Annotated in this window: 18 protein-coding genes; 8 read left to right on the top strand and 10 right to left on the bottom strand. The window is 53.8% G+C overall.

All coding sequences use genetic code 11. The features are described from left to right. Positions 1-118 precede the first annotated feature (118 nt). Genes LA756_RS01910 through LA756_RS01900 form a run of 3 tightly spaced genes read right to left on the bottom strand, consistent with a single transcriptional unit; the run spans position 119 to position 3,660 of the window. Complete coding sequence (locus tag LA756_RS01910) at positions 119-1,714, bottom strand: hypothetical protein (RefSeq protein ID WP_224438200.1); 1,596 nt, start codon at positions 1,712-1,714, stop codon at positions 119-121. Then, a complete protein-coding gene (locus tag LA756_RS01905) occupies positions 1,701-2,669 on the bottom strand; it encodes a glycosyltransferase family 2 protein (protein WP_224438199.1) in 969 nt (322 codons plus the stop codon). The genes LA756_RS01910 and LA756_RS01905 overlap by 14 nt, the downstream gene beginning before the upstream one ends. 25 nt (positions 2,670-2,694) lie before the next feature. Further along, on the bottom strand, positions 2,695-3,660 hold the full coding sequence (locus LA756_RS01900; RefSeq protein WP_224438198.1) for a lysylphosphatidylglycerol synthase transmembrane domain-containing protein: 966 nt from the start codon (positions 3,658-3,660) through the stop codon (positions 2,695-2,697). A gap of 323 nt (positions 3,661-3,983) precedes the next feature. Between LA756_RS01900 and LA756_RS01895 the strand changes: the two genes are divergently transcribed. Further along, positions 3,984-5,660 carry a hypothetical protein gene (locus LA756_RS01895; protein WP_224438197.1) on the top strand — a complete coding sequence of 559 codons (1,677 nt, stop codon included), beginning with the start codon at positions 3,984-3,986 and terminating at the stop codon, positions 5,658-5,660. A gap of 75 nt (positions 5,661-5,735) precedes the next feature. Here LA756_RS01895 and topA read toward each other — a convergent pair whose 3' ends face one another. Beyond that, the gene (topA, locus tag LA756_RS01890; protein ID WP_224438196.1) at positions 5,736-8,495 is read right to left on the bottom strand and encodes a type I DNA topoisomerase; all 2,760 of its coding nucleotides are present in this window, start codon (positions 8,493-8,495) and stop codon (positions 5,736-5,738) included. A 428-nt stretch (positions 8,496-8,923) separates the two neighbouring features. On the opposite strand from topA, the gene LA756_RS01885 reads away from it, so the two are divergent. Then, positions 8,924-11,347, top strand: coding sequence for a hypothetical protein (locus LA756_RS01885; RefSeq protein ID WP_224438195.1), 2,424 nt, complete (start codon positions 8,924-8,926; stop codon positions 11,345-11,347). 75 nt (positions 11,348-11,422) lie between these two features. Here the strand turns inward: LA756_RS01885 and glgB are convergent, their stop codons facing one another. Beyond that, on the bottom strand, positions 11,423-13,633 hold the full coding sequence (gene glgB, locus LA756_RS01880) for a 1,4-alpha-glucan branching protein GlgB (RefSeq protein ID WP_224438194.1): 2,211 nt from the start codon (positions 13,631-13,633) through the stop codon (positions 11,423-11,425). An 85-nt stretch (positions 13,634-13,718) separates the two neighbouring features. After that, positions 13,719-14,243, bottom strand: a complete 525-nt coding sequence (locus LA756_RS01875; protein WP_224438193.1) for an RNase H family protein — start codon at positions 14,241-14,243, stop codon at positions 13,719-13,721. Between the two features lie 346 nt (positions 14,244-14,589). On the opposite strand from LA756_RS01875, the gene LA756_RS01870 reads away from it, so the two are divergent. Together LA756_RS01870 and LA756_RS01865 are read left to right on the top strand one after the other, a co-directional pair. Then, entirely contained in the window at positions 14,590-14,838 is a 249-nt protein-coding gene (locus LA756_RS01870; RefSeq protein WP_224438192.1) for an acyl carrier protein, read from the top strand. Positions 14,839-14,867: 29 nt separating this feature from the next. After that, positions 14,868-15,455, top strand: coding sequence for a DJ-1/PfpI family protein (locus LA756_RS01865; RefSeq protein WP_224438191.1), 588 nt, complete (start codon positions 14,868-14,870; stop codon positions 15,453-15,455). A gap of 8 nt (positions 15,456-15,463) precedes the next feature. Here LA756_RS01865 and LA756_RS01860 read toward each other — a convergent pair whose 3' ends face one another. Beyond that, a complete protein-coding gene (locus tag LA756_RS01860) occupies positions 15,464-16,645 on the bottom strand; it encodes an anhydro-N-acetylmuramic acid kinase (protein ID WP_224438190.1) in 1,182 nt (393 codons plus the stop codon). A 178-nt stretch (positions 16,646-16,823) separates the two neighbouring features. After that, positions 16,824-17,576, bottom strand: a complete 753-nt coding sequence (locus LA756_RS01855; protein WP_224438189.1) for a gamma-glutamyl-gamma-aminobutyrate hydrolase family protein — start codon at positions 17,574-17,576, stop codon at positions 16,824-16,826. Positions 17,577-18,105: 529 nt separating this feature from the next. Here LA756_RS01855 and LA756_RS01850 point away from each other — a divergent pair. The 4 genes from LA756_RS01850 (at position 18,106) to LA756_RS01835 (ending at position 22,680) form a co-directional block, all read left to right on the top strand. Then, complete coding sequence (locus tag LA756_RS01850; RefSeq protein ID WP_224438188.1) at positions 18,106-19,224, top strand: 3-oxoacyl-ACP synthase III; 1,119 nt, start codon at positions 18,106-18,108, stop codon at positions 19,222-19,224. Between the two features lie 624 nt (positions 19,225-19,848). Then, a complete protein-coding gene (locus LA756_RS01845) occupies positions 19,849-21,087 on the top strand; it encodes a hypothetical protein (protein ID WP_224438187.1) in 1,239 nt (412 codons plus the stop codon). A 163-nt stretch (positions 21,088-21,250) separates the two neighbouring features. Next, complete coding sequence (locus tag LA756_RS01840) at positions 21,251-22,222, top strand: DUF1559 domain-containing protein (RefSeq protein ID WP_224438186.1); 972 nt, start codon at positions 21,251-21,253, stop codon at positions 22,220-22,222. Further along, positions 22,222-22,680 (top strand): hypothetical protein, encoded by a 459-nt coding sequence (locus LA756_RS01835; RefSeq protein WP_224438185.1) that lies wholly within the window; start codon positions 22,222-22,224, stop codon positions 22,678-22,680. The genes LA756_RS01840 and LA756_RS01835 overlap by 1 nt, the downstream gene beginning before the upstream one ends. 107 nt (positions 22,681-22,787) lie before the next feature. Here LA756_RS01835 and LA756_RS01830 read toward each other — a convergent pair whose 3' ends face one another. Further along, positions 22,788-23,510, bottom strand: a complete 723-nt coding sequence (locus LA756_RS01830) for a hypothetical protein (RefSeq protein WP_224438184.1) — start codon at positions 23,508-23,510, stop codon at positions 22,788-22,790. 29 nt (positions 23,511-23,539) lie between these two features. Then, entirely contained in the window at positions 23,540-24,175 is a 636-nt protein-coding gene (locus LA756_RS01825; RefSeq protein WP_224438183.1) for a YdeI/OmpD-associated family protein, read from the bottom strand. Between the last annotated feature and the right edge of the window lie 12 nt (positions 24,176-24,187).

Genomic DNA, 24,187 nt, shown 5'->3' with positions numbered 1-24,187 from the left:
CTCCTTGCGCTACGCCTGAGGGTGAGGTGAACGGGTCAGGTTCGGGTCGGGAATTTGCCGGCATATTTTCAAGATTTCGGCAAATGATGCAACACGAGTTTTGCCAGCACCACCGCATTTACTCAAGCCAGCCCAGGTATCCCATATAGGTGTAAATCCAAGGATGCACCCAAGGGTTGAGTGCCGAATAGCTCGCTGAAACCGCCGAGAACAGCAGCAGCGCCGCAAAAATACGCTGGCCCCAAGCCCAGTTCTTCCAACGATCCAGGACTGGGATCATCGCGGTCAACCACATCGGAATTAACCAAAATGCCCATCGGAAGCCAGATGTCATACCGCCGTAGTTTCGGTCCTTAAGCGGACGGAAAATATAAAAGAGTACGCACACCAGCGTTAAGACAAGCACAAAAACGGCTACCTGTCGAAACGCTCCCTTCTCGGAAAGCCAGAGGCCGATTCCAAGGATGGAAAGTAGCCAAACCGGCGTCAGAGATAAGATTCCATGGTGCCCTAGAACGACATGAAAAGCGTAACGCCCGATCGACTTTTCTCCCACGTCGACCCCCTTTTTCACGCCGGTCTTCCAGTAGCTTGTATCGTAGTCGTACCAGTTATCCCAGTCGCGCACTTCGATTGAATTTTCAGTGCGTTGGATTGCGTATCGTCGGTCGATGCCTGAATCTAAGATCACCCAACGGTTGCCTGAATCTCGGGTGATCACCTCGGCTTGATCGCTCAATTCAATGCCATGGCCGGCCAGAACTTGCGTAAGCGGTTCTGGAATCTCATTGCGATCGAACGCCCCATGTAGCTTTTCCTCTAACGTTCCGAGTACTTCTCCATCGGATCGATGGGCATAGGGAGGCCGCCAAGATTGATGGGCAACGTAGTTCGTGACCAGGGATGCTCCCAAAATAACAGCCGCGGCCGGCACACCTAAGAGAAGCGTCGGCATCGGCCGCTTGATTAGCATCGCCAAACCAAGCAATGCGAAAAAGCTGAACGCAGGCAAATCATTCACCGCGGCACACGCAGCAAAAAAGCCTGCTCCGATCAAATACCTGGCATCCCCCCGGCCGTCGCACCAAACTCGCAGCCCACAATAAAGCGCAATCGCGACACTTGTGGCGGCCAACAGATGATTGTTGATCGTGACCGCATAGGTCGTCAAAAACGTCCCCAATGCGACCGTCGCAACGATTCCGATCTTCGCAAAGTCGGAGCGAGCATAACGTTCCACTATCCAGATGGTTGGCCAAAGCAATCCCAGCAGAAGCAAGCCATTGGTGACAATTAAGATGACTCGTCCGACGTAGTACGGATGCTCCGAGATTTCTATGCCAACCGTATTTTTGATCAGCCAATATTCACCGGCCAATACACACGCCATCAGGGGCGGTTTACTGCTGTAATAGTGATACTTCCCGTCCGGCCCAAGATGGTAAACCTTGTCGATGGAATCCCAATAGCGATCCTTAATCACTTCATCGATGGCAAACGTCTGGTGGTCGACCAGCGATCGCACGGTTGCCCATCGACTGCGATCGTTCGCACTCAAAAAGGGATGTCGATTGTGCTCGGCAGTTACCGCGAAGATTCGGCCTACCGCATTGCCGAGACATACGGCGATCAAGATCCAATAGATGGCCCAGCGTAACCGATCCGCATCGGTCCAAGCGTCATCCTTTTTCCGCGATACTCTAGCTGGCTTCATCACGCGTCCCTACCTTCTGCGAGATGAAGTACGACTTCGTTTGCGGGGCCATGGAGGAACGAATGATCTCGGCCAACAGGCCTACGGTGACAAACTGCGTTCCCAGAAGCAGGGAAACGATCGAGTAATAGAAGACGGCTCGCTTGTGAAGTTCGATCGGATCTTCTACTCCAATCAGCCGATCGATCACCCACCAACTCGAAAGACCAAACAAACCGACAAAGCCCAAGCCAAAGAACAGTAGCCCGATTCCTCCGAGCAGATGCTGCGGACGCTGCCCGTAACCGGTGATAAAAGCGACCGTCGTTAAATCGAGGAAGCCTTTCAGGAAACGGCGGACACCATACTTCGAGTGACCAAACTGGCGAGCACGGTGGTTGATGACGATCTCGCCTACCTTCCAGCCATGCGCTGCCGCCAGCACGGGAACGAAGCGATGCAGTTCGCCATACAGTCGGACTTCGTCGAAGATTTCTCTGCGGTAACACTTCATGCCGCAGTTGTGATCATGCAGCTTGACGCCTGTCAGGGTGCTGACCATCCAATTGAAAACGCGGGAAGGCCCCACTTTATGCCATGGATCGTGGCGTACTTGCTTCCAGCCGCTGACCACATCTTTACCGCCGTCGAGCTGCTCGAGAAACCGAGGGATCTCTTGAGGATCGTCCTGCAGGTCCGCATCCATCGTGATGATTACGTCCCCTTGAGCCTCCTGGAAACCAGCATCCAACGCCGCGGCTTTGCCAAAGTTACGTCGGAATTTAAGCCCTCGAATACGAGAATCTTTTTCAACGAGCTTAGAGATTGCGTTCCACGAGTCGTCGCTCGATCCATCGTCGATAAAGAGGATCTCGACATCGTAGTTGTTTGTCGAAACGACTTCGCAGATCTCTTCGTACAGCTTATCGAGACTTTCGTCTTCGTTATAAACCGGGATTACCAGAGAGAGCTTCATTTGCTTCGCTTTCCAAGCATATTCGTTATGCAGGTTCTTGGGCGGGGTCGTGTGCAGACGGTTCGTCTGAGGCAGGCGTGGAGGTAGGAATACCATATAAGATAATCGCCAACGCCACTTCTGCCAAAAGCCAGGCAACTCGCAGAAGGACTGCCGAGACGACGGCGACGACCGGTCCAAACGCCGGGGCCATCATTTCCATGATCACATATTCACGAACGCCCATTCCCCCAGGGATGGGTGTCACAAAGCCGACGACCATGGCCAGACAAACGGTCGCCGCCAACAGTGGAAAGACTTCAAGTCCCTGACTCATTTGACTGTCCGCTTCCGGAATACTAGCCATCGTGGCATAGAGACTTCCCCCCAGCAGCGTCCAACCAATCAAGTTCGCTCCCCAGCCCCAAGCCATCGTCGGGTAGTTGAGCCCGGCCAGGTTCTCTTCAATTTCTGGGTTGATCTTCGAGACTTTTAAGAGAAGCACAATCGCCCGGAAGACCGGGGGCAATGTCACCAGACTTGCGGCAAGCCCAATGGCAACAGCCAACCATAAAAGCAATTGATGCTCGGAAAACCAGATGGCGATTAGTACCGCTCCGTAAACAGCTCCGACGGCAACCATGGTCAACGTTTCAGCGAACACCGCCGTTGCGACGACGGAGCGCTGAAGATGATTGCCTTGCACGAGAGATGTACGCAGAACAACGACGAGCGCCTTACCTGGGACATACTTCCCGAGGTGGCCGATAAAGAAGGCTCGGATCGAACTCATCAAACCGGGCTGCTGCTTCATTGCCTTCATCAAGCGGTACCAGAACACCCCCATGGGGAACGAACCGAGCAGATACAAAATGCCAGCGGCAGCAATCCATGGCCAGCGAAGTTGATCAAAAGAAAAATTTTCTTGATGAACTTGTTCGATTGCTTTTTCGATATTCCGCCATATACCCCAGACCACCAAAACAACCACAACGACTTGAATAAGCACCATCGCGCGCGACTTCCATACCTTCGCGCCCTTCGCTGGCGGAGAGTCCGGGTAATCTGGGCTTGATGGCGAATCCAAGTGCTGCACTCGAGGGGGTGTGATAGCGGATGTGGATAACTTGGCGATCGTAGTCTATCGCAGAGTCGTTGCGAACCCCAAGGGGCATTTGCCCGTAGTGCTTTACCGAACTTGAGATAGGGATTTCTCCTCGCGGCTATGCTTGCGGCAAGAATGCTGTCAAATGTCGCTTTCCCGTTTCCACGATAACAGTTAGGATTAGCGGCACAAGTTGCATGATGCACGTGCTGTGCGAGGAGTATGAGACTGTGTACGCCGCCTGCTTATTAATTTCATCCGCTGTCCTTGGCGTTGACTTCGGCTATCAAACTACCGATCAAAACCAAGTCGAATGCGTTGTTCAGATCGAACCGGAAGCGATTGAACACCTGAAGACTGGGAAGGCAATTCAAATTGAAATGCCCCCAAACGCGGAACGCGTCGAGGTCTTTCGTGTCCAAATCGGAAGCGAAAAACTCAATCTTCCTGTGACCTACGAAAAGCCGGTCGACGATAATTTCGACGAAATCTCAGAGATTGGTTTAGCGCCGACCAAGACGCCGGTGCTTCGCGCCCCGCCGGAACCAGGATCGGTCGCTGACACCAAGCCAACGCTCGGCGACGAAATGGCCCAGTACATTCCTCGGTCGACTCGAACGCCGCCATCGGGCGCGAGCTCCCCTGCTCCGACTTCTAGCTCCAGCACAGCAGCGAACAACACGGGAGACACATTGCCAACCATCCCAGGCGCGGCAGAACGATATGGTGGAGCGCCTTCGTCCGCTGCATCTCGATTCTCGGTCCCCAGCACGCCTGGCAGTCCTTATAACACCACGCAAGCGAGTGCGACTTCGCCGGTCGGTTCGCCCGGAAACTCCAGCACTTCGCCAAGCAGTCCGACATCGCCCAACGGCACGTCGAGTCTTCCTAGCCCTCCAAGCACCACCGGTTCGGCAGCCAATACAGGGACGCCTGCTACCGGAGGAAATAGCTGGAGCGCATCGACTAGCAACAACAACACAGCCGGAAACACGCAATCCCCCACCGGCAATACGGGACAAAGCACGAACGGCACCTCTAACCAGTTCCGCTTCAATCAGCAGCCCTCAAGCACCAATCAACCGGCACCTGACTTGATCTCCCCTTCGGACTCTAATAACTGGGTCTCGAACAACGGGCAGTCCAACAACGGTTCGACTTACGGCAATAATCAGCCTAACCAAGGGAATACCGGCAACACTCAAAGTGGCAACAATATGTCGCCACCGAATAACAACTCGAACAACGGTTTTCCTTACAACAACGGTTCGCAGCAGCCCAACCAACCGAATAACAATCAGAATCCCCAGAATGGCAGTGGCGACAACTCTTGGCTTACTGGTACCTGGAACAACAATCAAAACAACGGCAGCTCGGCCCCTTACAGCCCAGTACCGAACACGAACCAACCTCCTCAGAACAATCAGCCTCCGTACAACAACCAGTACCAAGGGCCGAACTACAACAACCCGCAGCAGCCGCCCTACAATGGCAATTACGTGAATAACGCGTACGGTCAGCCTCCGTACAACGGCTATGGGCCGAATCAATTCTATGGGCAGAACGTGCCCGCCTCGTATCAGGCTCCTTTCCCTCAACAGCAGCTACCTGCCCATCAAGTTGCCTCGCTTCCACCTACTCCTGCAACGCAGCAGCCCGTGGCACAGCAGCCAACGACTGCGACACCTGCGAGTCCATCCGAGCCGGCCAAAGAGCCCAAGGAAAGCAAGGAAACGGATGCTAAGCCAGTAGAACCGCTTCCCACTTGGTGGCCGTTTCTGGCGTTTGGCTTCCTGTTGTCGTTCTGCGCCAATGGCTACATGTTCATCATTTCGCAAGACTTCCAGCGTAAGTATCAAGACTTGCTGGAAGACGTCCGTGACTTGCGGACGATGTCGAACGACTAGCTGATTCACGAAAAAAGGCGATCGAAGGAAGTCCTCGATCGCCTTTTTTTATTTCGAAGGGTTTGCTCCGCCGAATTAGAACGGAGCTTCGTCACTGGAAGACTCTTCCGCTTTTTTCTCGGTCGTCTTCTTTGCAGCGGCTTTCTTGGTCGTCTTTTTGGCTGCCTTTTTCGTGGCGGCTTTCTTCTTCGTCGTTTTCTTTTTGGCGGTCTTTTTCTTCGCCGTCTTCTTGGCTGTTTTCTTCTTGGCCTTCTTCTTTTTCGTACCTCCCTTGGCGGCACGATCGGCAAGCAGTTGTAAAGCCACTTCCATCGTCACTTCATCCGGAGAAGCACCCTTCGGAAGCGAAGCGTTCGTTTCGCCATCGGTCACGTAGGGCCCGTAACGGCCATCCATGATCTTAATTACTTCTTCCGTTACTGGTGACTTATCGAGCGTTTTGAGCGGTTCCTTCGGAGCTCCGCGTCGTCCGCGTGTTTTGGGTTGAGCAAGCAACTCCAGCGCTTTGTCCATCTCGATATCGATCGGCGAGATCTCGGCCGGCAACGATCGAGTTTCGTCGTTCCATTTGATGTAGGGGCCAAAGCGACCGTTGTACGCCACAATTGGCTTCTGGTCCTCAGGATGGACACCAACTTCTCGCGGAAGCGAAAGAAGTTTGATGGCCGTTTCGAGATTCACGTCCCCAGCATTCATCCCTTTCAGCAACGAAGCGTTCTTCGGCTTTTCGTCGTCGTCTGGAGATCCCATTTGAACGTATGGCCCGAATCGCCCCGCCTTGAGATAGATCGGCTTGCCGGTTTCTGGGTGTTCGCCCATCGGCTCTTCCCCCTTCTCCGACTGCTCGAGGATTTCCATCGCCCTCGTCAGGTCGATTTCATCTGGAGGCAATTCATCCGGAATCGATCCGCGACGCTCCCCTTGCTCGACGTAGGGCCCATAACGACCGACGCGAACAAAGACTTCGTCACGATGCTCCCCTTCCTGAGGTGCCCCGAGCGGAATCGAGTTCACGCTACGAGCGTCGACGTCTTTAATGCGTTCTTCGATAACCTGCTTGAGGCCATGATTTTCGACGCCGAAATAGAACTTGCTGAGGTAATCGCTCGCGTCTGCTTCACCACGGCTAATGCTGTCGAGATCGTCCTCCATCTTCGCCGTGAAGTCGTAGTCGACCAGTTTTGCGAGATGGGCTTCAAGCAGTCCAACTACCGCAAATGAAGTCCATGTTGGGACAAGTGCATTCCCTTTTTTGAACACGTACTCACGACGCAAAATCGTGTCGATAATCGATGCGTACGTACTCGGGCGGCCAATTCCCATTTCTTCCAAACTACGTGTTAGCGAAGCTTCGCTGAACCGTGCCGGAGGCTGGGTCGTGTGGCTCTTAGGGTCGAATTCTTTCGCATCAACGCTTTGACCAACAGTAACCGTCGGCAGCAGCGTTTCTCGGTCGGCAAGTTCCGCCTGAGGATCGTCAGAGCCTTCGACGTAGGCACGAAGAAAGCCAGGAAAGTCAATCGTCTTTCCGCTGACATAGAAGACTGCTTCTCCACCGCCAATGTTGATAGAGATGCGATGCCCCCGAGCGTCTGCCATCTGACAGGCCACCGTTCGTTTCCAAATCAGCTCGAACAGTTTGAACTGTTCGTCATTCAATTCTTTTTTCAGGGAATCAGGTTTGCGGAATTCGTTACCCGCTGGTCGAATTGCTTCGTGAGCCTCCTGAGCATTCTTCACTTTCGAGGAGTACATGCGAGGCTTCTCAGGTAAGTATTCCTTTCCGTACTCGCTCTCCACCAGCTTGCGCGACGCATCGATGGCAACCTGGGCAAGGTTCGTCGAGTCGGTACGCATGTAGGTGATATAACCATTTTCGTACAGACTTTGTGCCACTTGCATCGTTCGCCGAGCCGTGAAGCCGAGCTTTCGGTTGGCTTCCTGCTGCAATGTACTCGTTGTAAATGGCGCCGCAGGCTTGCTTGTGTATGGCTTGTTTTCGAGATTGCTGACCGAGAAGTCCGCATTCCGGATTCGCTCGAGAAGCTGATTCGCTCCCTCTTCATCGAGAAGTAACAAGCCTTCTTTATTGACTTTACCAGTCGACGAATCGAAATCTCGGCTCGATGGAACTCGCTTTCCATCCGCTTCGACTAACGTGGCGTCGAACGATTGGCCCTCTACTTCAAACGTCGCGACTAAGTCCCAATAGGTCGCCGAGTGGAACGCCATTCGGTCGCGCTCTCGCTGAACGATCAAGCGAACCGCCACACTCTGGACACGTCCAGCTGACAGTTTCGGCTTAATTTTTCGCCATAAGAGGGGCGAAACTTCATAGCCGTACAACCGGTCGAGGATGCGCCGTGTTTCCTGAGCACGTACCAAGCCGTCGTCGATCGACCGAGGGTTCTCCAAAGCTCCCTTGATGGCGCTCTCGGTGATTTCATGGAACACCAGGCGATGTACCGGCACTTTGGGCTTGAGGATCTCCTGCAAGTGCCAGCTGATCGCTTCTCCTTCGCGGTCTTCGTCCGTCGCGAGGTAAAGTTCGTCCGACTCCTTCAACAGCTTTTTCAGCTTGGTAACTTGCTGCTTTTTGTCGGTCGGAACAATGTAGACCGGATCGAACTGTTCGTTGACGTTAACGCCAAGATAGGCCCAATCCTGCTCCTTATATTGTTGCGGGATTTCCTTTGCCCCTTTGGGCAAATCACGGACGTGGCCGATCGATGCCTCGACGAGATAGTTCTTGCCGAGAAACTTTGAGATGGTGCGAGCCTTTGCCGGAGACTCGACAATCACCAACGCCTTCTTGCTGTTACCCGATTCCGCCATGAATGATCCAGTTCAGTACTTCTGTTGCGATTCCGCCAAAGGTGCTCTTGTCTGCACGAAAGCTTTCGGTGCTTATCCGTAGTTTTCTTATCCGCTTGTGGGCCGTTGCGAATTTAACGTACAGCCCTACGCTTTCCGCCAGAAGAAAAATCGTTGCAGTCGGCGCGTTTTTTTTCAAAAGTAAGCGGTCACATCGAAATTTATGTGAAGCTTTCGTGCGTCTCGCAAATTTCGCGGCAAACAGACCTAAAGGAAAGCCGCTGCTGCGTTTGCGGGCCTTGATTGGGATTGTACAAACGACGATTGCCCCTACAATCGTTCGAATTGTTCATTCCCGCAAAGCATCAATAGTGCGACTTGATTCAATATGTCAAGGGGGCGGGACATTTTAACACCCCACCGGCGGTTCCATTTTTCGATAGGCGACAATGGCCACTCCGTTCAAAGTCTTCCGCGATAACCAGAAAATCTTGATGGTCGTTTTCGGCGCCCTGTTGATGGTCGCCTTCGTCGTCTTGCCGCCCATTTTGCAGTTTGGTTTCTTCAGCCAGCAAGTCGAAAACGAACGGGGCGATGTCGTCGTCGAAGTCGACGGTGAAGAACTTTACCGCCCAGACGTGCAAAACCTCGTCAGCAAATACGAGGTCGTGGCTCGTGTGATGGCCGAAGCAATCGGTCGTTCGCTCGTGCTGCAAGGTTCGCCTAAAGCCCCTATGCCACCTATTCCTGGCGTTCGCATCATTCCAGCAAGTCAGCAAAACCCTGGCGGGCCTCAGTATCAGCCCGTCGGAGCCGAAGAAGCGGTTCTGTATTATGCCTGGGTCAAAAGAGCCGAAGAGCTCGGTATGGTTGTTGACGATCAAGCCGTTCGCGATTTCATGCGAGAAACGGCCGGCGGTCGCTTGAGCGATTACGATTACAACGCCATCCTCGGAATGGTCACCGGCGGCGAAGGTCGCGGCATCACGTACGACCACTTCTTCGAGATGGTCCGCGAAGTATTGATGGCCCAGAAGCTTCAAGCACTTGTCTTCCGTGACGGGCGCGTTGTTACGCCATCGGCAGCTTGGGTCGCCTATCGCAACATGAACCGAACCATCTCGACCGAGATGTTCCCGGTTTCTTCCAAGGACTTCATGGATAAAGTTGGTAGCCCTACCAGCGAGCAAATCGAAGAGCTGTTTAACAAGTACAAGCATCAGCCAGCCAACCCCAGCATGAACCAAATTGGTTTTATGCAGTTGGACAAGATTTCGTTGGCTTACGTGAAGGGTGACATCCAAGACTTCGTCAACATCGCCAAAGCCGATATCACCGACGAAGAAGTCGCCAAGTACTACGACGAGAACAAAGATTCTTTCCGTAAGCCACAGCTTCCTTCCTCGGAACCAGAAGCTTCGACCGAATCAGAAGACGCCGCTCCGATGTCGGAAACGCCTTCCACGGAAGAAGCCCAGCCGATGCAAGAGGAAAGCAAAGAGCCTGCTTCCGATGAGCAACCGGCGGAAGAAATGAAGAAAGAAGAACCGGCCGCTGAACCTATGGAGGAGTCCAAAGAAGATGCTCCTGCTGAGGAAACGCCAGAGGAAGAGAAACCAGCCGAAGAGGCTAAGCCTTCGGAAGAATCGGAAGCTCCAGCGACCGAAGAACCTGAAGCTGAAGACTCCTCGATGAAGCAAACGGACAACGATATCCAGCTTGTCAGCTTCCTTCAGGAAGAAGGCGAGAGTCCCGCCGAGGAAGAAAAACCAGCGGAAGAAGCTCCGATGGAAGATGCGGCTCCTGAAACGACGGACGCTGCAGCTCCTATGGAAGAGACGCCCATGGAAGAAGGTCCAATCGAGTACAAGCCACTTGCAGAAGTCCAAGATCAGATCCGTACCCGCTTGGCTCAACCGATTGCTCAAAAGAATATGAGCGAAGCGATGGCCGAGATTCGTGGTGTGCTGCAAGCTAAATACGAAGAGTTCCGTTACCTGGAAACCGGTAAAAAGGATTCTCCTTACGATTCCAACGAAATCGAAAAGCTCGCGACACGCCTCGGCCTTACGTTCGGTGCGATGCCACTTTCTGATTTCTACGATGCTTCGCAGTCGGCATTTGCCCAGGAAGCCGTGCATGTCGACTACACCTTCGATCAAACGAGCGGCCTGCGAACGATCAACCGTTCGCTTGTTGCCGAGGCCTTCCAGTCGAACAGTCCGCTGTTCCAGCCTCGCTTGTTCCCAGGCGCCTCGCAAAGCTCGATGATGTTCCGTCAGAACGTCGAACCTGAAATCCAATACGTCTTTTGGAAGACGGAAATGCAAGAAGGCTATGCTCCAAAGCTGGACGACGTCAAAGACCTAGTCGTCAAGGCTTGGAAAGAGCAAGAAGCTTCGAAGCTGGCCGAAGAACATGCCGAGAAATTGGCCGAGCAGATCAAGTCAGCCGATGACTTGAACAAAGCAGCAACGGAAGCTGGAGCCGAAGTTGTTGTGGCCGAGAACGTCACCTACTTCAATCAGCTGTCGGCGGGACAGAACCTGACACTAGGGACGATTCCCGGGATCGAAGACATCTCTCAGGCCACCATGGAAGCATTATTCAGTGCCCCAGTTGGCTCCGCGACGGTCGCTCCGAACGCTGCGGAAGATGTCTACTATGTTTCGCTGATCACCACTTCGGCCGAAACGAACGAACAGTTGCGTGACAACATGATGGCTGCCATCCAAGGCACCCTTCCAGCAAGCGTCTCGATGTATGCTTCGCAAGAAGAAAACATGGTCACGCGAGCGATGCTGCTCGACTTCTTCGATCCAAAACGTATCGACTGGAAGATCGATCCGATGGATCTCGATTCCAACTCGTAGTACCTCGTTGCGAACAAGAACGAAAAAAGGGCCGGCAATTCTGCCGGCCCTTTTTTTATGGTTTGTTCCGTCGGTCTAGCGAACCGGCTTGAGCACCACCGTTGCCATCGGAGGCAATCGGAACTGGATCGAGTGCTCGCGACCATTCCAACCGATGTTCTCGGAGCGGATATCGTCCGTATTGATCACATCGCTTCCCGCATAACGAGCATTGTCCGAGTTGAACACTTCGGCGTAAGTGCCTGGCATTGGGACGCCCATGCGATAGTTTTCGCGAGAGTTCGGCGTGAAGTTACAAACCACCGCGACGAAGTCTTCGGGATTCTTTCCCTTACGGACATAACTGATCACGCTGTTTTCCCAGTCATCGCAGTCAATCCACTCGAAGCCATCTTCGGTGAAGTCAACTTCGTGCAGTGCCGGCTCGTGGACAAGCATCGCGTTCAGGTCGGAGATCAACTTTTGAACCCCTTGGTGCGATTCCCATTCCAGCAAGTCCCATTGTAAACCAGCCTCCAGGTTCCACTCGTTCCACTGGCCAATTTCATCTCCCATGAAGATCAACTTCTTCCCGGGATGTGTCCACATGTACGAATAGAGCAATCGGAGGTTTGCGAATCGCTGCCACATGTCGCCTGGCATCTGATCCAAAAGCGATCCCTTACCATGCACCACTTCGTCGTGCGAAAGCGGCAACACGAAGTTTTCGGTGAACGCGTAGATCAAGCTGAACGTCAACTCGCCATGGTGATGCTTGCGATAGACAGGGTCCTTTCGCATGAATCGCAGCGTGTCGTTCATCCAGCCCATGTTCCATTTCAAGCTGAAACCGAGACCGCCGTCGTACGTTGGTCGCGACACACCACCCCACGCGGTCGATTCTTCGGCAATCGTCATCACGCCTGGATGCTGCAGATGCGACTGCTCGTTGAATTCCTTCATGAAGGTGATCGCTTCGAGATTCTCGCGGCCACCAAATTCGTTAGGCAACCAGTTGTCCCCTTCGCGGCTGTAGTCGAGATACAGCATCGAAGCGACCGCATCGACGCGTAGACCATCGATGTGGTACTTGTCGAACAGGAACAAAGCGTTGGAAACGAGGAAGTTCCGAACTTCGTTACGGCCATAGTTGAAGATCAACGTTCCCCAGTCAGGATGCTCGCCCCGACGTGGATCTTCGTGTTCGTACAGTGCGGTGCCGTCGAAGCGACGAAGGCCATGATCGTCTTTCGGGAAGTGAGCTGGAACCCAGTCGAGAATCACTGCCAAACCGTTTTGGTGGCAGTAGTCGACGAAGTACATGAAGTCTTCCGGCGAGCCGTAACGGCTGGTGATGGCGTAATAGCCAACGGTTTGATAACCCCAGCTGCCGGTGAAGGGATGCTCGGAAACCGGCATCAATTCAATGTGAGTATGGTTCTGTTCTTTGCAATACTTGACCAATTCGTGGGCAAGATAGCGATAGTTGAACCAACCATGCTCTTCTTCCACGTTTCGCTGCCAACTTCCCAGATGCACTTCATAAACCGACATTGGCTTGGACAGTTGGTCTTCGTTGGCACGACGTTCCATCCATTCCTGGTCGTTCCAATTGTGCACCGACAGGTCGGCGACAACCGATGCCGTGCGAGGTGGCATCTCGGCTGCGAAGCCATACGGATCGCACTTGTCGACCGCTCGATCGGCTTGGCGAACGCGATATTTGTACTTTTCGCCGGCAGCCATTCCGGGAATGAACAGCTCCCAGATGCCGCTGCTACCGATGCGGTTCATCTGATGGCTTCGTGCATCCCAGTCGTTGAAATCACCAACCACCGAGACTGCTTTGGCGTTCGGTGCCCAGACAGCGAAATTCACGCCGGTAACGCCGTTCACCGTACGAAGATGGGCACCCATCTTTTCGTACGAACTCCAGTGCTTCCCTTCCCCGAGAAGGTGAAGATCGAAGCCGGTGAAAATAGAAGGGAACGCGTAGGGGTCGTGCAATGTTTTCATCTGGCCGCTTCCGCCGTCAATTCGAAGTTGATACTGGCCTTTTTCCGTAACGCCATCCATCGGACACATCACTTCAAACAAACCGGCTGGATGAATCTTGTTCATCGGCACGCTCTGTCCGTGTCCCGGATGGAATAACCAGGCCTGCTCTTTTCCGGGCAGGTAGGCTCGAACCGCCGCGGATTTCGTTCCGGCCTCTTCCACGGGATGCGGTCCCAGGAAACTGCTCGGATTGTCAGAACAACCTTCAATGATGTCCGATATTTTACCCAAACTACCAATGGTATGCACGTCCTACTCCTTGCCGTTGCGCCGGCTTGCTGGGTGTCTTCCTGTTGGGGGAGATTACGAATGATGTACGTTGGTAACGCACGAGCTAGGCACACGTTGCGAGCGATCGAGGCTTACTACGGCCTTCTATTTCTCGCTGGGCCTGATGCAATGCGAACTCGATGTCGTCACCCAGGGTGGCTACCTCGGACCATTGTTCGGCCCGGTTGGTGTCCGTCAGGGACGACTCGCTGTATTTCGCGTTGATTTGATGAAACTGCCGTGCCTGGGCGACACGCGACCACAAGTCATGGTTGCGAACGGCAATACGCCGACCAAGTCGCTCGATCTTGAAGTCCTGGTCTTCCCAAGTGCAAAGACCATGACGGATGCCGTTGAGGATATATCGCGAAGGCGTAAGCAACTGAACTCGGCTTGGCTCAGGAATCGCTTCCAGGCCTCGTACGACGGCCAGCAAAGCAACACGATCACCAAAGTGGTTCATCTCGAAGTCGGACTCGGCAATCTCGAAGCGGCCATCGGAGCGACGCAAAACAAACTGCCAACGACCACCTTCAATGTCACTGCGTGAGCCGGTCGCGAGGAGATATAGGGGAGTACTCTCTCTCATCGGTTCTCTTCAGGGGGGATGGAATAATCGTCATGACTGGGCGTTGCCGCACCGAAGTGCTAGCAAAACTGCCTTTCACGCCTTGCTTATCGGCAGCCACGACCTACACGCACCACTCTATCTAATCGTTTTTCTTTGCCTTTTTTACCGTTTCGCGTTGATCCGCTTGGACAAACTAACGTCGAACAACCTCGGAATACCTCGAAAGTAAGAGAGAAGATCTGCTAAAATCATGCCGACCACTTCCATAGAACTCTCGTAGGCCGCTTGGGCCAGAAGCGTCAGAGGGTTCGTATCCGTAGGCGGAACTACCTGCCCAGCTTTCGGACGATAAGGACCTAATGCCGTGCAAGACCGAGAAGTGTTCGAATGGATCCGTGAGAAGATCGCTCAGACGCGTAACATCCGTCCTGATGTCGTTCGCATGGATAGCTCTTTGGCCGAAGATCTCGTTCCCGATTCTTTCGAGTTGATCGAGCTCGTCTGTGAGATCGAAAAACGCTTTGGCTTTTCGATCGATTATGATGAGTTTGCCGATATCCAGTCGGTGAGCGATGTCGTTGATTTCATTCAGCAACGAAGCGCTGCCCACTAAATTGTTTCCCTCAGGAGATGCACCTCGATATGCCTGCTAAGAAGATTTTGATGCTCGTCGGCGACTTCGTGGAAGACTACGAAGTGATGGTCCCATTCCAGATGCTGTTGATGGTTGGCCACGAAGTCTCCGCCGTTTGCCCCGACAAAAAGTCAGGCGACACCGTCGCAACGGCTATCCATGACTTCGAGGGTCACCAGACCTACACCGAGAAGCCAGGACACAACTTCCAACTGAATGCCACATTCGATGAAATCGACGTCGCCAGTTTCGACGCGTTGATAATTCCAGGCGGACGTGCTCCGGAATACTTACGGTTGAACGACAAAGTGCTGGCCATGGTCAAGCACTTTTCGGAAGCCGACAAACCCATCGCCGCGATTTGTCATGGCCCACAAATTCTCGCCGCCGCTGGTGTCCTCAAAGGCAAAACGGTTTGTCCTTATCCAGCCGTTGGACCAGAAGTCGTTATTGGTGGGGGAGAAAGCCTTCCTCCGAGCGAAACGTTCGATAACGCTCATGTTGATGGCAAGCTAGTCACTGGCCCTGCATGGCCGGCCCATCCTGCTTGGATCCGGGAATTCCTGAAAGTGCTCGGCACGAAGATCGAGCTGTAATTCTCGCTTTAGATTGCTTCGCGGAGTGGCATCGTTTGTCGCGCCGCCATTTCCATCTGAGCAAGAACGCCACGCCAGTTGCCCGGGTTGCCTGGCGTGATGCGGCCTAAAACTCGAGCCGCGTTCGCCCCTGTCAGGTCAGGTAAATTGCCGCTGATCTGATCAACATTCAGCGCCGCGAAAATTGCCGCCACGGATGCACCGACGGAACCGGAAATCCAACTACGTGTAATTTCTGTCGTCAATGGAACGCTCTCGAATTTGTCAGCCAACTGCTGCACAAGAGCTTCACGACGAGCTCCTCGCCCTAGAATAATTATCTCGGCGAGCTCTGGAGAAGTTGGAAACTGGTTCACTACCTCTCGGTGAATACGCTCACTCCAGAATTCTTCCATCGCGCGGTTAAGAGAGGTAGGCGATCGTAATACGTCGGGTGCCTCGGCGACGATGCGATCGGCAATTTCACCCAACTGCCGATCAGACGTATGACCAACCACATCCTCCAATGCACGCTCGAACACAGAGGCAGAATCTGTGTTTTCGACTGCATCCACAGGACTGGAACGGTCGCAAGTGTTTTGCAGTCTTTGAAGCAAAGAAAAGCCTGGTCCGATATTCCGATAGGCGATTGCTGGAATAGGCCGATTCTTCCGTCGAGCAGGTAAATAGAACAGTTCAATTTCTTGATCAAGCCGTACAACGACAATCGGCCGAGCACTAACCGAATCAACCGCCTTGGTCAGCAGTAGCCACATCGGCAAGACATCCAGACCGGTTGCATCACCACCCTTGGTAATGTCGCGCTGCTCGAAGTGATCGATCACCGTCACCCCAGTCGCTTCGGCGAGAATCGTCGGATCGCCAATTGAAATAGCGGTGCCAGTCTGCTTCCAGTACTCGCGTGCCATGCCAGGCCCACGTTGACCGATGGCAGTGACTTTCTCTGCTGAAATTCCAGACGTGTTCAGCAGACGTTCAACATTAACGACTTGTAGTTCCGAGACCAACCGCGCGGCCATTCCGGGTAGTTGAGTTCCCGTGGTAAGCCCTGCACCGCCCTGTTCAAGTAACGAACGTACATCCGGCGGGGTGCGAACATTCAATTGATGAATGACATCGAAACAAGCATTCAAGCCGCGGCCATCAACCTTCAAGATCGCCGCACTCATAAAGCGCAGACAGGGAGTCATCGCCGTGCCAACAAAGTAGCGCCGCGCATGATCCGCGAAACTCGAGAATCCGAGTGTCTTGGGCATCCCTGTCCCAATGCGTAAAGGTGAATTGTATTGAAGATAAAGAGGGGGAAGCAGGAACCATTGGCCTGCGATTCCTGCTTACCCCATGCTGATCGTGCGGGTTGAACCCGAGTTAAGCAGCAGCGACTCGGACACCGCCGGCCTTGACGGCCACGACGCCTTCGACGAACTCTTCAAAAATGCGCTGATCGAGGGCAGAAGCCGACTCGGCTTCCGGATGGAACTGGGTTCCGATCGCGAACCAATCTTCGTGAATCGACTCGATGGCTTCGACGACGCCGTCTGGGCTACGTGCCGAGGCGATGAAACCTGGTGCCAACTCGTCGATGGCCATGTGATGGCTGCTGTTCACACGAACTTCGCCGTCACCGAAGATCTTTTCCATCAGCGTGCCAGGGGTTACTTCCAGCCCATGGCGATGATGCTTGTCGATCGTATCGTGATGCGGCAATGCGCCCGGCAGGTCTTCCGGAATGTGCATGAACAAATTGCCGCCCATAGCGACATTGATCAATTGCATACCGACACCAATGCCAAACACTGGCAAACGCATCTGAGCGATCAATTTCATCATTGATCGGTCGGCTTCTTCACGACGTGGCTCCATCATGCGGATGGAAGCGTGACGCATGAACCCGTCCCGATTAGGATCCAAGTCTGGACCACCGATCATGACGACACCATCCAGTCGCTGCAAAACAGCTTGCTGGTCTTCTGGGGTCGAAACCGGAGGAAGGACCACGGGAATCCCACCTGCGCGAATGACTGCATCAAAGTATCCGGCAGAAATGAAGGAGAATGCAGGCCGATCGTGGGTTGCATTCCGAAAGTTGGCATTCAAACCGATAACAGGTTTGGAAAACATCTGGGGACTCCTCGGGCGCGTCATGCGCTGTAGTAAACGAAGATCTTCCCAAGGCCTGTTTGATCAATAACTTCGGCTTGATCCAGAAAGAAGTATTTGCGATAAGTGCTTGGCTGTAACGAAGTTCGTCCAAACTTCTGTCGGTAAGCTGCCGATATGTAAGCGTGTAGTCCGACACGCATATCTTGGCGCTTGCCCACCAAGCTTTCGCAGAGACCCGTCCTGGGTTTTGGCTGAAGCAATGACCTCCCTATCATGAGCCTTGATCAGATCGCAACGTTCCGCTGCGTTCCCAGATCAATCACAAGATGCGGAGAGTCTACCGATCCGTTAAAGCTTGCCAAGTTTTTTCCACATCTTGTGTTGCATGTGACATTGCTTGTCCATATCTTCCAGCTAGCGGCGACTTCATCCAAGCGTCACGCTCTGAGAATCGATTAGATTCCCAGCCTCTGGTTGGTTCTCTCTTGCACACAAAACGGCTATGATATGGGCTTTAAGGGCACCTCTTTTCCGCTGCTAGGTCGGCATGAAATACCAGAACGTCTGTATCGAAGGGCTGGGCTACTGCCTGCCTGATGAAATTGTCACCTCCGCCGAGATTGAACAGCGGCTTGCGCCCCTTTACGAGCGTCTGAGACTACCCGAAGGGCGTTTGGAGTTGATGACGGGGATCTCGCAGCGACGGTTTTTCCCCGATGTCGTGCAGCCTGGCGACGTGAGTATTCACTCGGCACGTAACGCCATGGCAGCGACAGGTTTAGATCCGGCCGACGTTGGCGCATTGATCCATGGTTCCGTATGCCGAGACTTTCTCGAGCCAGCCACCGCGTGTCGCGTGCACCATGCTTTAGGATTGCCGCAAGACTGTGTGGTATATGACGTTAGCAATGCGTGTCTCGGCATTTTGAACGGGGCGATCCAGATCGCGAACATGATCGAGCTCGGTCAGATCAAAGCTGGCATTGTCGTAGGAACCGAGAGTGGGCGGCACTTGGTCGATAACACGATCGAGACTCTCAACAACAGCGAAAATCTCAGCCGAAACGATATCAAGTTAGCGGTGGCCTCGTTGACGATTGGCTCGGCCAGTTGTGCTATGGTGCTGTGCCATAAGGAGTTAAGTCGTACCGGAAACCAACTGGTCGCGGCAAGTGCTCGGGCTCATACGCAGCACCACGATCTTTGCCATAGCATCGCCGGCAAGAACGAGACTGGCGTCGGAAACCCTTTGATGCAAACCGATTCCGAGAAGTTGATGGCGGAAGGAATTGCGACTGGCGCTGCTACTTTCGCCGACTTCCTGGGCGAGACCGGTTGGTCGACCGATCAGATTCAGCGGACTATCTGCCATCAAGTTGGCCTGACGCATCGCAAGCTCGTCCTGGAAAAGCTGCAACTGCCGATTGATAACGACTTTGCGACCGTTCAGTGGCTCGGTAACACTGGAGCCGCCGCGCTGCCGACAACGCTTGCCTTGGCGACTCAAACGCAGTTCATTGAAGCCGGTCAGAACGTTGCCCTGTTGGGGATCGGATCAGGCATCAACTGCGTGATGATTGGTGCTGAGTGGAACACGACGCTCGTCGGCGGTACTGGAGACATGCCGGAAGGGATGGAACGTAGCGGGGCGTTGTCCGCCAACTAAGGGATTTCGGCCACAAGACTTCTTGTAAATTCCCACCATATTTCGTCTGATTTCGCTTGTACTTCGTACACATTAGACGTAGACTTCGCGCAGACTTTATCAATACTTTCACGATTGCTTACATGGTAGGCTGAGACGTGTTGCCGGCGCGGTCGAGTTGCTTCGGCGACGTCGGAACGAAGAGCTATCTGCCGGCATGTTTCTTTTCAGTCAACTTGATGTCTGCCAATCCTGACGGAGCGACATCGACGGCCCGGCATTCTGCTCGGGCCCTTCCCTGCTTGGTCACGACGGATCGGCATTCAGATTTCGATTCCGTATTGGTCCATGCGATTGCTCTCGGGAACATCTGAGTTCTGCGTATCCACATTCTTTCGCTTACCCCCTCCGAGTGGTCATGCGCTGTTCGTGTAGCGTGGGGAAATGTCACAAAAATCGATTAGTTCTCCCCTTTTCAGTATTTACAATCTGTTTTTAAAAACACATATTGGCGTGCATCGACCGGCAAACGCCTCCCCCAGAGTGATGCCGTTTTTATTGTTTCGGATGTGATTTCCCGGGTTAGTTCCGTTGTTCACGTCCATAGCATGCCGGTCGATGTGATCCCTCAAAGGAAAGATTTCTGTGTCTGTTACTCGTGTTCGATCGAAGACCCGTACTGCTGTGAACTCGACATTCCTGTCGGAGTCGACGGCGGTCCTTCGCGAACTCCAGGAACAGCTGACCGTGGTTTTGCGAGAGCTTGGCGGCGTCAAGAAGTCAGGCGACTTGGAACGAATGCTCGGGCTCGATCGAACGCTGGCCTGGCAGTTGGTCAAAGTATCCGAGTCGGGCGATCCACTGGAAAACGCACCTCAGGTTCCCTCCCGCGTTTCCATAGAACGGTTTGTCGAAGGGGCCCATGGCGTGGGTGTCGCGTCTGAAGCAACGACTCCGCTGCTCGAAGCGCATGGTGCATTTGAAACACTCGTGCAGCGGCATGCTGGCGATCGGGTCTGTTTCAACTCGATGATCTCGGCCGCTGGCAAAGGAGATCAGTGGCATGCGAAAGAACTGCAACATCGACGAAATGTCTTTCGCGGCATGAGCCACATGTTGGGCGTCCAAGCGGGTCTGCTACTGCGGTCGAGCATCGTGAGGCGCATGCCAGAGAACCGCGATGCCGTTGACTCCAGCGTTGTGGGTGGCGTCGTCGATCTTCGGCTGCTGTGGGAGATGGAACGAATCAACGTCTATCAATCGCGGACGTTCCGGAAACGAGACGATGGCGTCAGCTACCAATCTGATATCGCGCGTACGAATTTACGAGGTCAGCAAGACGCCGAAGGTTACTTGTTGTCGTCGTTTTGTTCGCCAGCCAATCCGACGGTCGAAATGGTTCATGGCGACTCAGGTTGGATTTACGGCAACTTAATGCATGGCTCGGTCGGTGCGACCGCCGAGTCGACGTTGCTGTTTGGTACTCGCTACTACAACATTCCGCATCCGGAAGGCCGCGAAGGTCAGTTTTCGACACGTCTGCACATTGAATTGCCGGTCAAGTCGTACGTGTGTGACGAGCTGATCGAACCAGGCTTTGCCGACGATTGGCTTCCACGTGTCGAAACGATGGTCGGTAGTTCGTCCAGCGATCGAGCCGCTCCACCGGGGATTGAACGAGTTTTGCCGTCACGCTTGGAATTCGAGCCGATGGGCAAAGGCCCAAAACCCTTAAAAGAATACAAACGATACCCCGAGTTAATCGAAAGCGTCGCCGAGCAAGCCGGTATAGACATCAGCCAATACGAATGTTGGCGATTACGTGTCGACTATCCGCTATACGGCAGCACCATTTCCGCCGAGTTGTACGATCCGCGCAACTAATTCGCGCACTCATTCCTATACCAACATTCATATCGATGGCCATTTCAAACGAAAGGATTTCTCAATCGCATTCGCTTCCGCTTCGATTCCCCATCATGCCCTGCATTGTTTTTCATAAGCCCCGCCCTCAACTCACGCAATTATCAATTTGGAGAATCGACTCATGAGACATGAGGCAAGCCGTCGCTATTCCCAAAAGAATGCGGCATTTACGTTGGTTGAATTGTTGGTGGTCATCGCCATCATTGGTGTCTTGATTGCCTTGCTTTTGCCTGCCGTGCAACAAGCTCGCGAAGCGGCTCGCCGCATGAGCTGCACCAATAACATGAAGCAGCTAGGCCTGGCCATTCACAACTATCACGACACGTTCTCAATCTTTCCGCCAGGATATCTGCACCCACGCGATCCGAATGTGAATATCAACGACTGGATGAACTGGGACAACGGCTACGGCTGGGGTGCGTTCATCCTGCCGTTCATCGAACAGTCGGCCATTCACGATTCGCTTGATTTCACGACCCCTTGGACCTCGGCCGAAGCGCAGCACGAGATCTCTGCGTATGTCTGTCCTTCCGATCCTGGCCCACCCCTGAATCCGTACTTCTATCAAGGCGCTTATTACGCCGACCGCGATCAGCCCGAGACGGAACGGATGGCCAAGTCGAACTACGTTGCCAATGTCGGCACGACACATGTCAACGGTGCGAAATTCAGTAAGAGCTCGACCGTCCGCGGCGTTGCTGGTTATCAAAGCGACTTGAAGTTCCGCGACTTCACCGATGGTACGAGCCACACCATTTACTTCGCCGAGCGAGACAGTGTCACCACGCGTGGCTCTGGTCAACGTGAAGAAGGTGGTGCCATTTGGATTGGTGTGCCGAAAGTGTTTGGAGCCGGATCGAGCCAACACGTGCTCGGCCGCTTCGCTGGTTCTGCGACTGAAGTGACGCTCTATGCGATCAACTCGCCGAAAGGAACCTATGGCGCATCGCTGGGGGTCAACAGCCAACATCCTGGCGGCGTGAACGTGACGCTGACCGATGGTTCGGTTCGTTTCCTGAGCGAATACACCGACTGGGCCACCGTCGCCGGTCTGGCTCGCCGCACCGATGGCGCCGTGATAGGAGAATGGTAATGCCGCGTAACGAACACTCACTCTCGCGCATCGCGAAGTCTGGCAGTTTGATCGTGGCGGCCGTCGCTTTGTTGGCCGCTTGCTCAGGCTGCTCGAAAGATCCCTTTGCGTGTGCCCCTGTATCGGGACTGGTGACACTCGACGGCGAACCGCTGAAGACGGCTCGCGTGATTTTCACGCCCGAGAAAAAGGGAGATAACGCTATCGTCGGCCCGGTATCGTTCTGCATTACCGACGACCAGGGACAGTTCGAGTTGAACACAAACACCGGCAAGCCAGGCGCCATGATTGGCAAGCACAAAGTTTTCATCTGTGGCGAAGTTCGCGACGAAGAAAACCCTGACGTGATCCTGGTAAAAGAATACCTGCCGGCCCGTTATTACGAAGGGACGGAGCTAACTTTCGAGGTTCCCGACTACGGAACCGACGAAGCCAACTTCGCGCTCACAAGTAAGTAATCCACCGAAATAAATGCGTCTCGCGCAAACGGCAAGGTGGCACTGACCAGCCTCTGGCGGTGCTATCTTGCCGTTGTTTTTTGCGCTTTCGGGCGGGCCCTACCTATCTAAACTTTCTTTTTCCGCGGTGCGATCCAAACGTTGATCTCGGCGGATTGAACCGATTGTTTTTCGCCGGATGACGGTGGATTTTTCGCGACGTGGTTTCTGGATTGGGCAGTTTTATTGAGGAGTTTGATCGTTGCCTTCGGCGAGTAAACCTTCGTGCCCTCGCCGGGAGAAATTCCGCCGGTGTAGGACGCAGATGTCTTCAACCATTGAATGAAGTCATCGTGGACAGGACTGGTTGCCGACGTGGAGCGATTGCCTGATTTAACGGATAGCTCTCCTTGCCATTTGCCTTCGTGATCGCGATAGACAGACATGTCGATTCTGCTTTCTCCGGGATCGAGAGATAAGTTCGACGTAACACTTCCACCGGCGGAATGCTTCGTCCCGACATAGGCTCGGAACTCTTTCCCTTCCGGGATAAACACGCGCCATTGCCAGACGAGCCCCTCTCGCTTCGTTACTGAGACGACGTGCACCTGGGTAGGGTCGTCGATCTCGAGATAGCCCACCTCTTTGCGAAGCTTCGTCAATTCCGCCTTCATGGCAACCATGGCCTCGTTGTTGGCTTCCATTTGCCAAGACATCTGCACGTGCGAAATGATCAGAGCAACGATAGCCAAGAGAAGCAAAATGGTCAGCAGCGAGACTTGCAACCAACGACTATTCTTTGCTGGCGGCGTCGAGCGTCCTTCGTCGGAAGCTGTTTCGTCGATGTTCATCAATCACGATTTCGTTCTGGGGTGGTTCGTTACTTCGCTTGGTTGTGCGAGCCGTCGCATCCCGGTGGTTTCTTGGTTAGCCCGCAGACGCAGTCGTTCATCCCTTTGCCATCCAGGATCCGTGGAACGAACTTTTCGATACGGGTTGTGCGTGTCTTCGACTGCTTGGCGGCGGAGAAGAACATGACATAGGCACGCTGCCGTCCTGGCGTCAGGGCCTCGAATGCGGTCTTCAGTTGCGGGTCTTCGTCGAGCTTGGCGGTCAATTCTGCGGGATATGGATCGGCCTTGTTTGAGGTAGCGACCTGTTTGCCGGATCGCTCGTTCTCGGCCGCTTCGGCCAGATACATTTGCAGCGCCGACTTTCGCTCTTTCACCTGGGTGTTGGAGGTAAAGCGAACGACGCGGGCAGACTGAGAGTTTTCGCCAGGCTTGACGAGAATTCCCTCAGGATCCTTCAGTAAAGCACCTTTGAAAAAGCTGAGGACGCAATCGTTCTTGAACGCCGCAAGCATCGCGACGTTCTTGCCATCGAGCGTGTAGCAAGGGGCTCGCCACTTCCAGTCTTCGGTCAACTCCGAAGCCAGTAGAATCTTCCGCAACGCGGTAAGTTCTGACTTCCACTGCGGGTGATCTGCGATGTATTGATCGACGTTGGAGTTCATACGGATTCAGAA

This window comes from Bremerella sp. TYQ1 (assembly GCF_020150455.1).
GTDB lineage: Bacteria > Planctomycetota > Planctomycetia > Pirellulales > Pirellulaceae > Bremerella > Bremerella volcania_A.
Note: the sequence above shows the minus strand (reverse complement) of the source record. Positions and strands in the feature narration are given on the sequence as shown.

What these genes read in the sequence shown, in the direction of transcription:
- LA756_RS01910 (WP_224438200.1), bottom strand. Translation starts at nt 1,714, where the DNA reads ATGAAGCCAGCTAGAGTATCGCGGAAAAAGGATGACGCTTGGACCGAT.
- LA756_RS01905 (WP_224438199.1), bottom strand. Translation starts at nt 2,669, where the DNA reads ATGAAGCTCTCTCTGGTAATCCCGGTTTATAACGAAGACGAAAGTCTC.
- LA756_RS01900 (WP_224438198.1), bottom strand. Translation starts at nt 3,660, where the DNA reads ATGGTGCTTATTCAAGTCGTTGTGGTTGTTTTGGTGGTCTGGGGTATA.
- topA (WP_224438196.1), bottom strand. Translation starts at nt 8,495, where the DNA reads ATGGCGGAATCGGGTAACAGCAAGAAGGCGTTGGTGATTGTCGAGTCT.
- LA756_RS01885 (WP_224438195.1), top strand. Translation starts at nt 8,924, where the DNA reads ATGGCCACTCCGTTCAAAGTCTTCCGCGATAACCAGAAAATCTTGATG.
- LA756_RS01875 (WP_224438193.1), bottom strand. Translation starts at nt 14,243, where the DNA reads ATGAGAGAGAGTACTCCCCTATATCTCCTCGCGACCGGCTCACGCAGT.
- LA756_RS01865 (WP_224438191.1), top strand. Translation starts at nt 14,868, where the DNA reads ATGCCTGCTAAGAAGATTTTGATGCTCGTCGGCGACTTCGTGGAAGAC.
- LA756_RS01860 (WP_224438190.1), bottom strand. Translation starts at nt 16,645, where the DNA reads ATGACTCCCTGTCTGCGCTTTATGAGTGCGGCGATCTTGAAGGTTGAT.
- LA756_RS01855 (WP_224438189.1), bottom strand. Translation starts at nt 17,576, where the DNA reads ATGTTTTCCAAACCTGTTATCGGTTTGAATGCCAACTTTCGGAATGCA.
- LA756_RS01850 (WP_224438188.1), top strand. Translation starts at nt 18,106, where the DNA reads ATGAAATACCAGAACGTCTGTATCGAAGGGCTGGGCTACTGCCTGCCT.
- LA756_RS01840 (WP_224438186.1), top strand. Translation starts at nt 21,251, where the DNA reads ATGAGACATGAGGCAAGCCGTCGCTATTCCCAAAAGAATGCGGCATTT.
- LA756_RS01835 (WP_224438185.1), top strand. Translation starts at nt 22,222, where the DNA reads ATGCCGCGTAACGAACACTCACTCTCGCGCATCGCGAAGTCTGGCAGT.
- LA756_RS01830 (WP_224438184.1), bottom strand. Translation starts at nt 23,510, where the DNA reads ATGAACATCGACGAAACAGCTTCCGACGAAGGACGCTCGACGCCGCCA.
- LA756_RS01825 (WP_224438183.1), bottom strand. Translation starts at nt 24,175, where the DNA reads ATGAACTCCAACGTCGATCAATACATCGCAGATCACCCGCAGTGGAAG.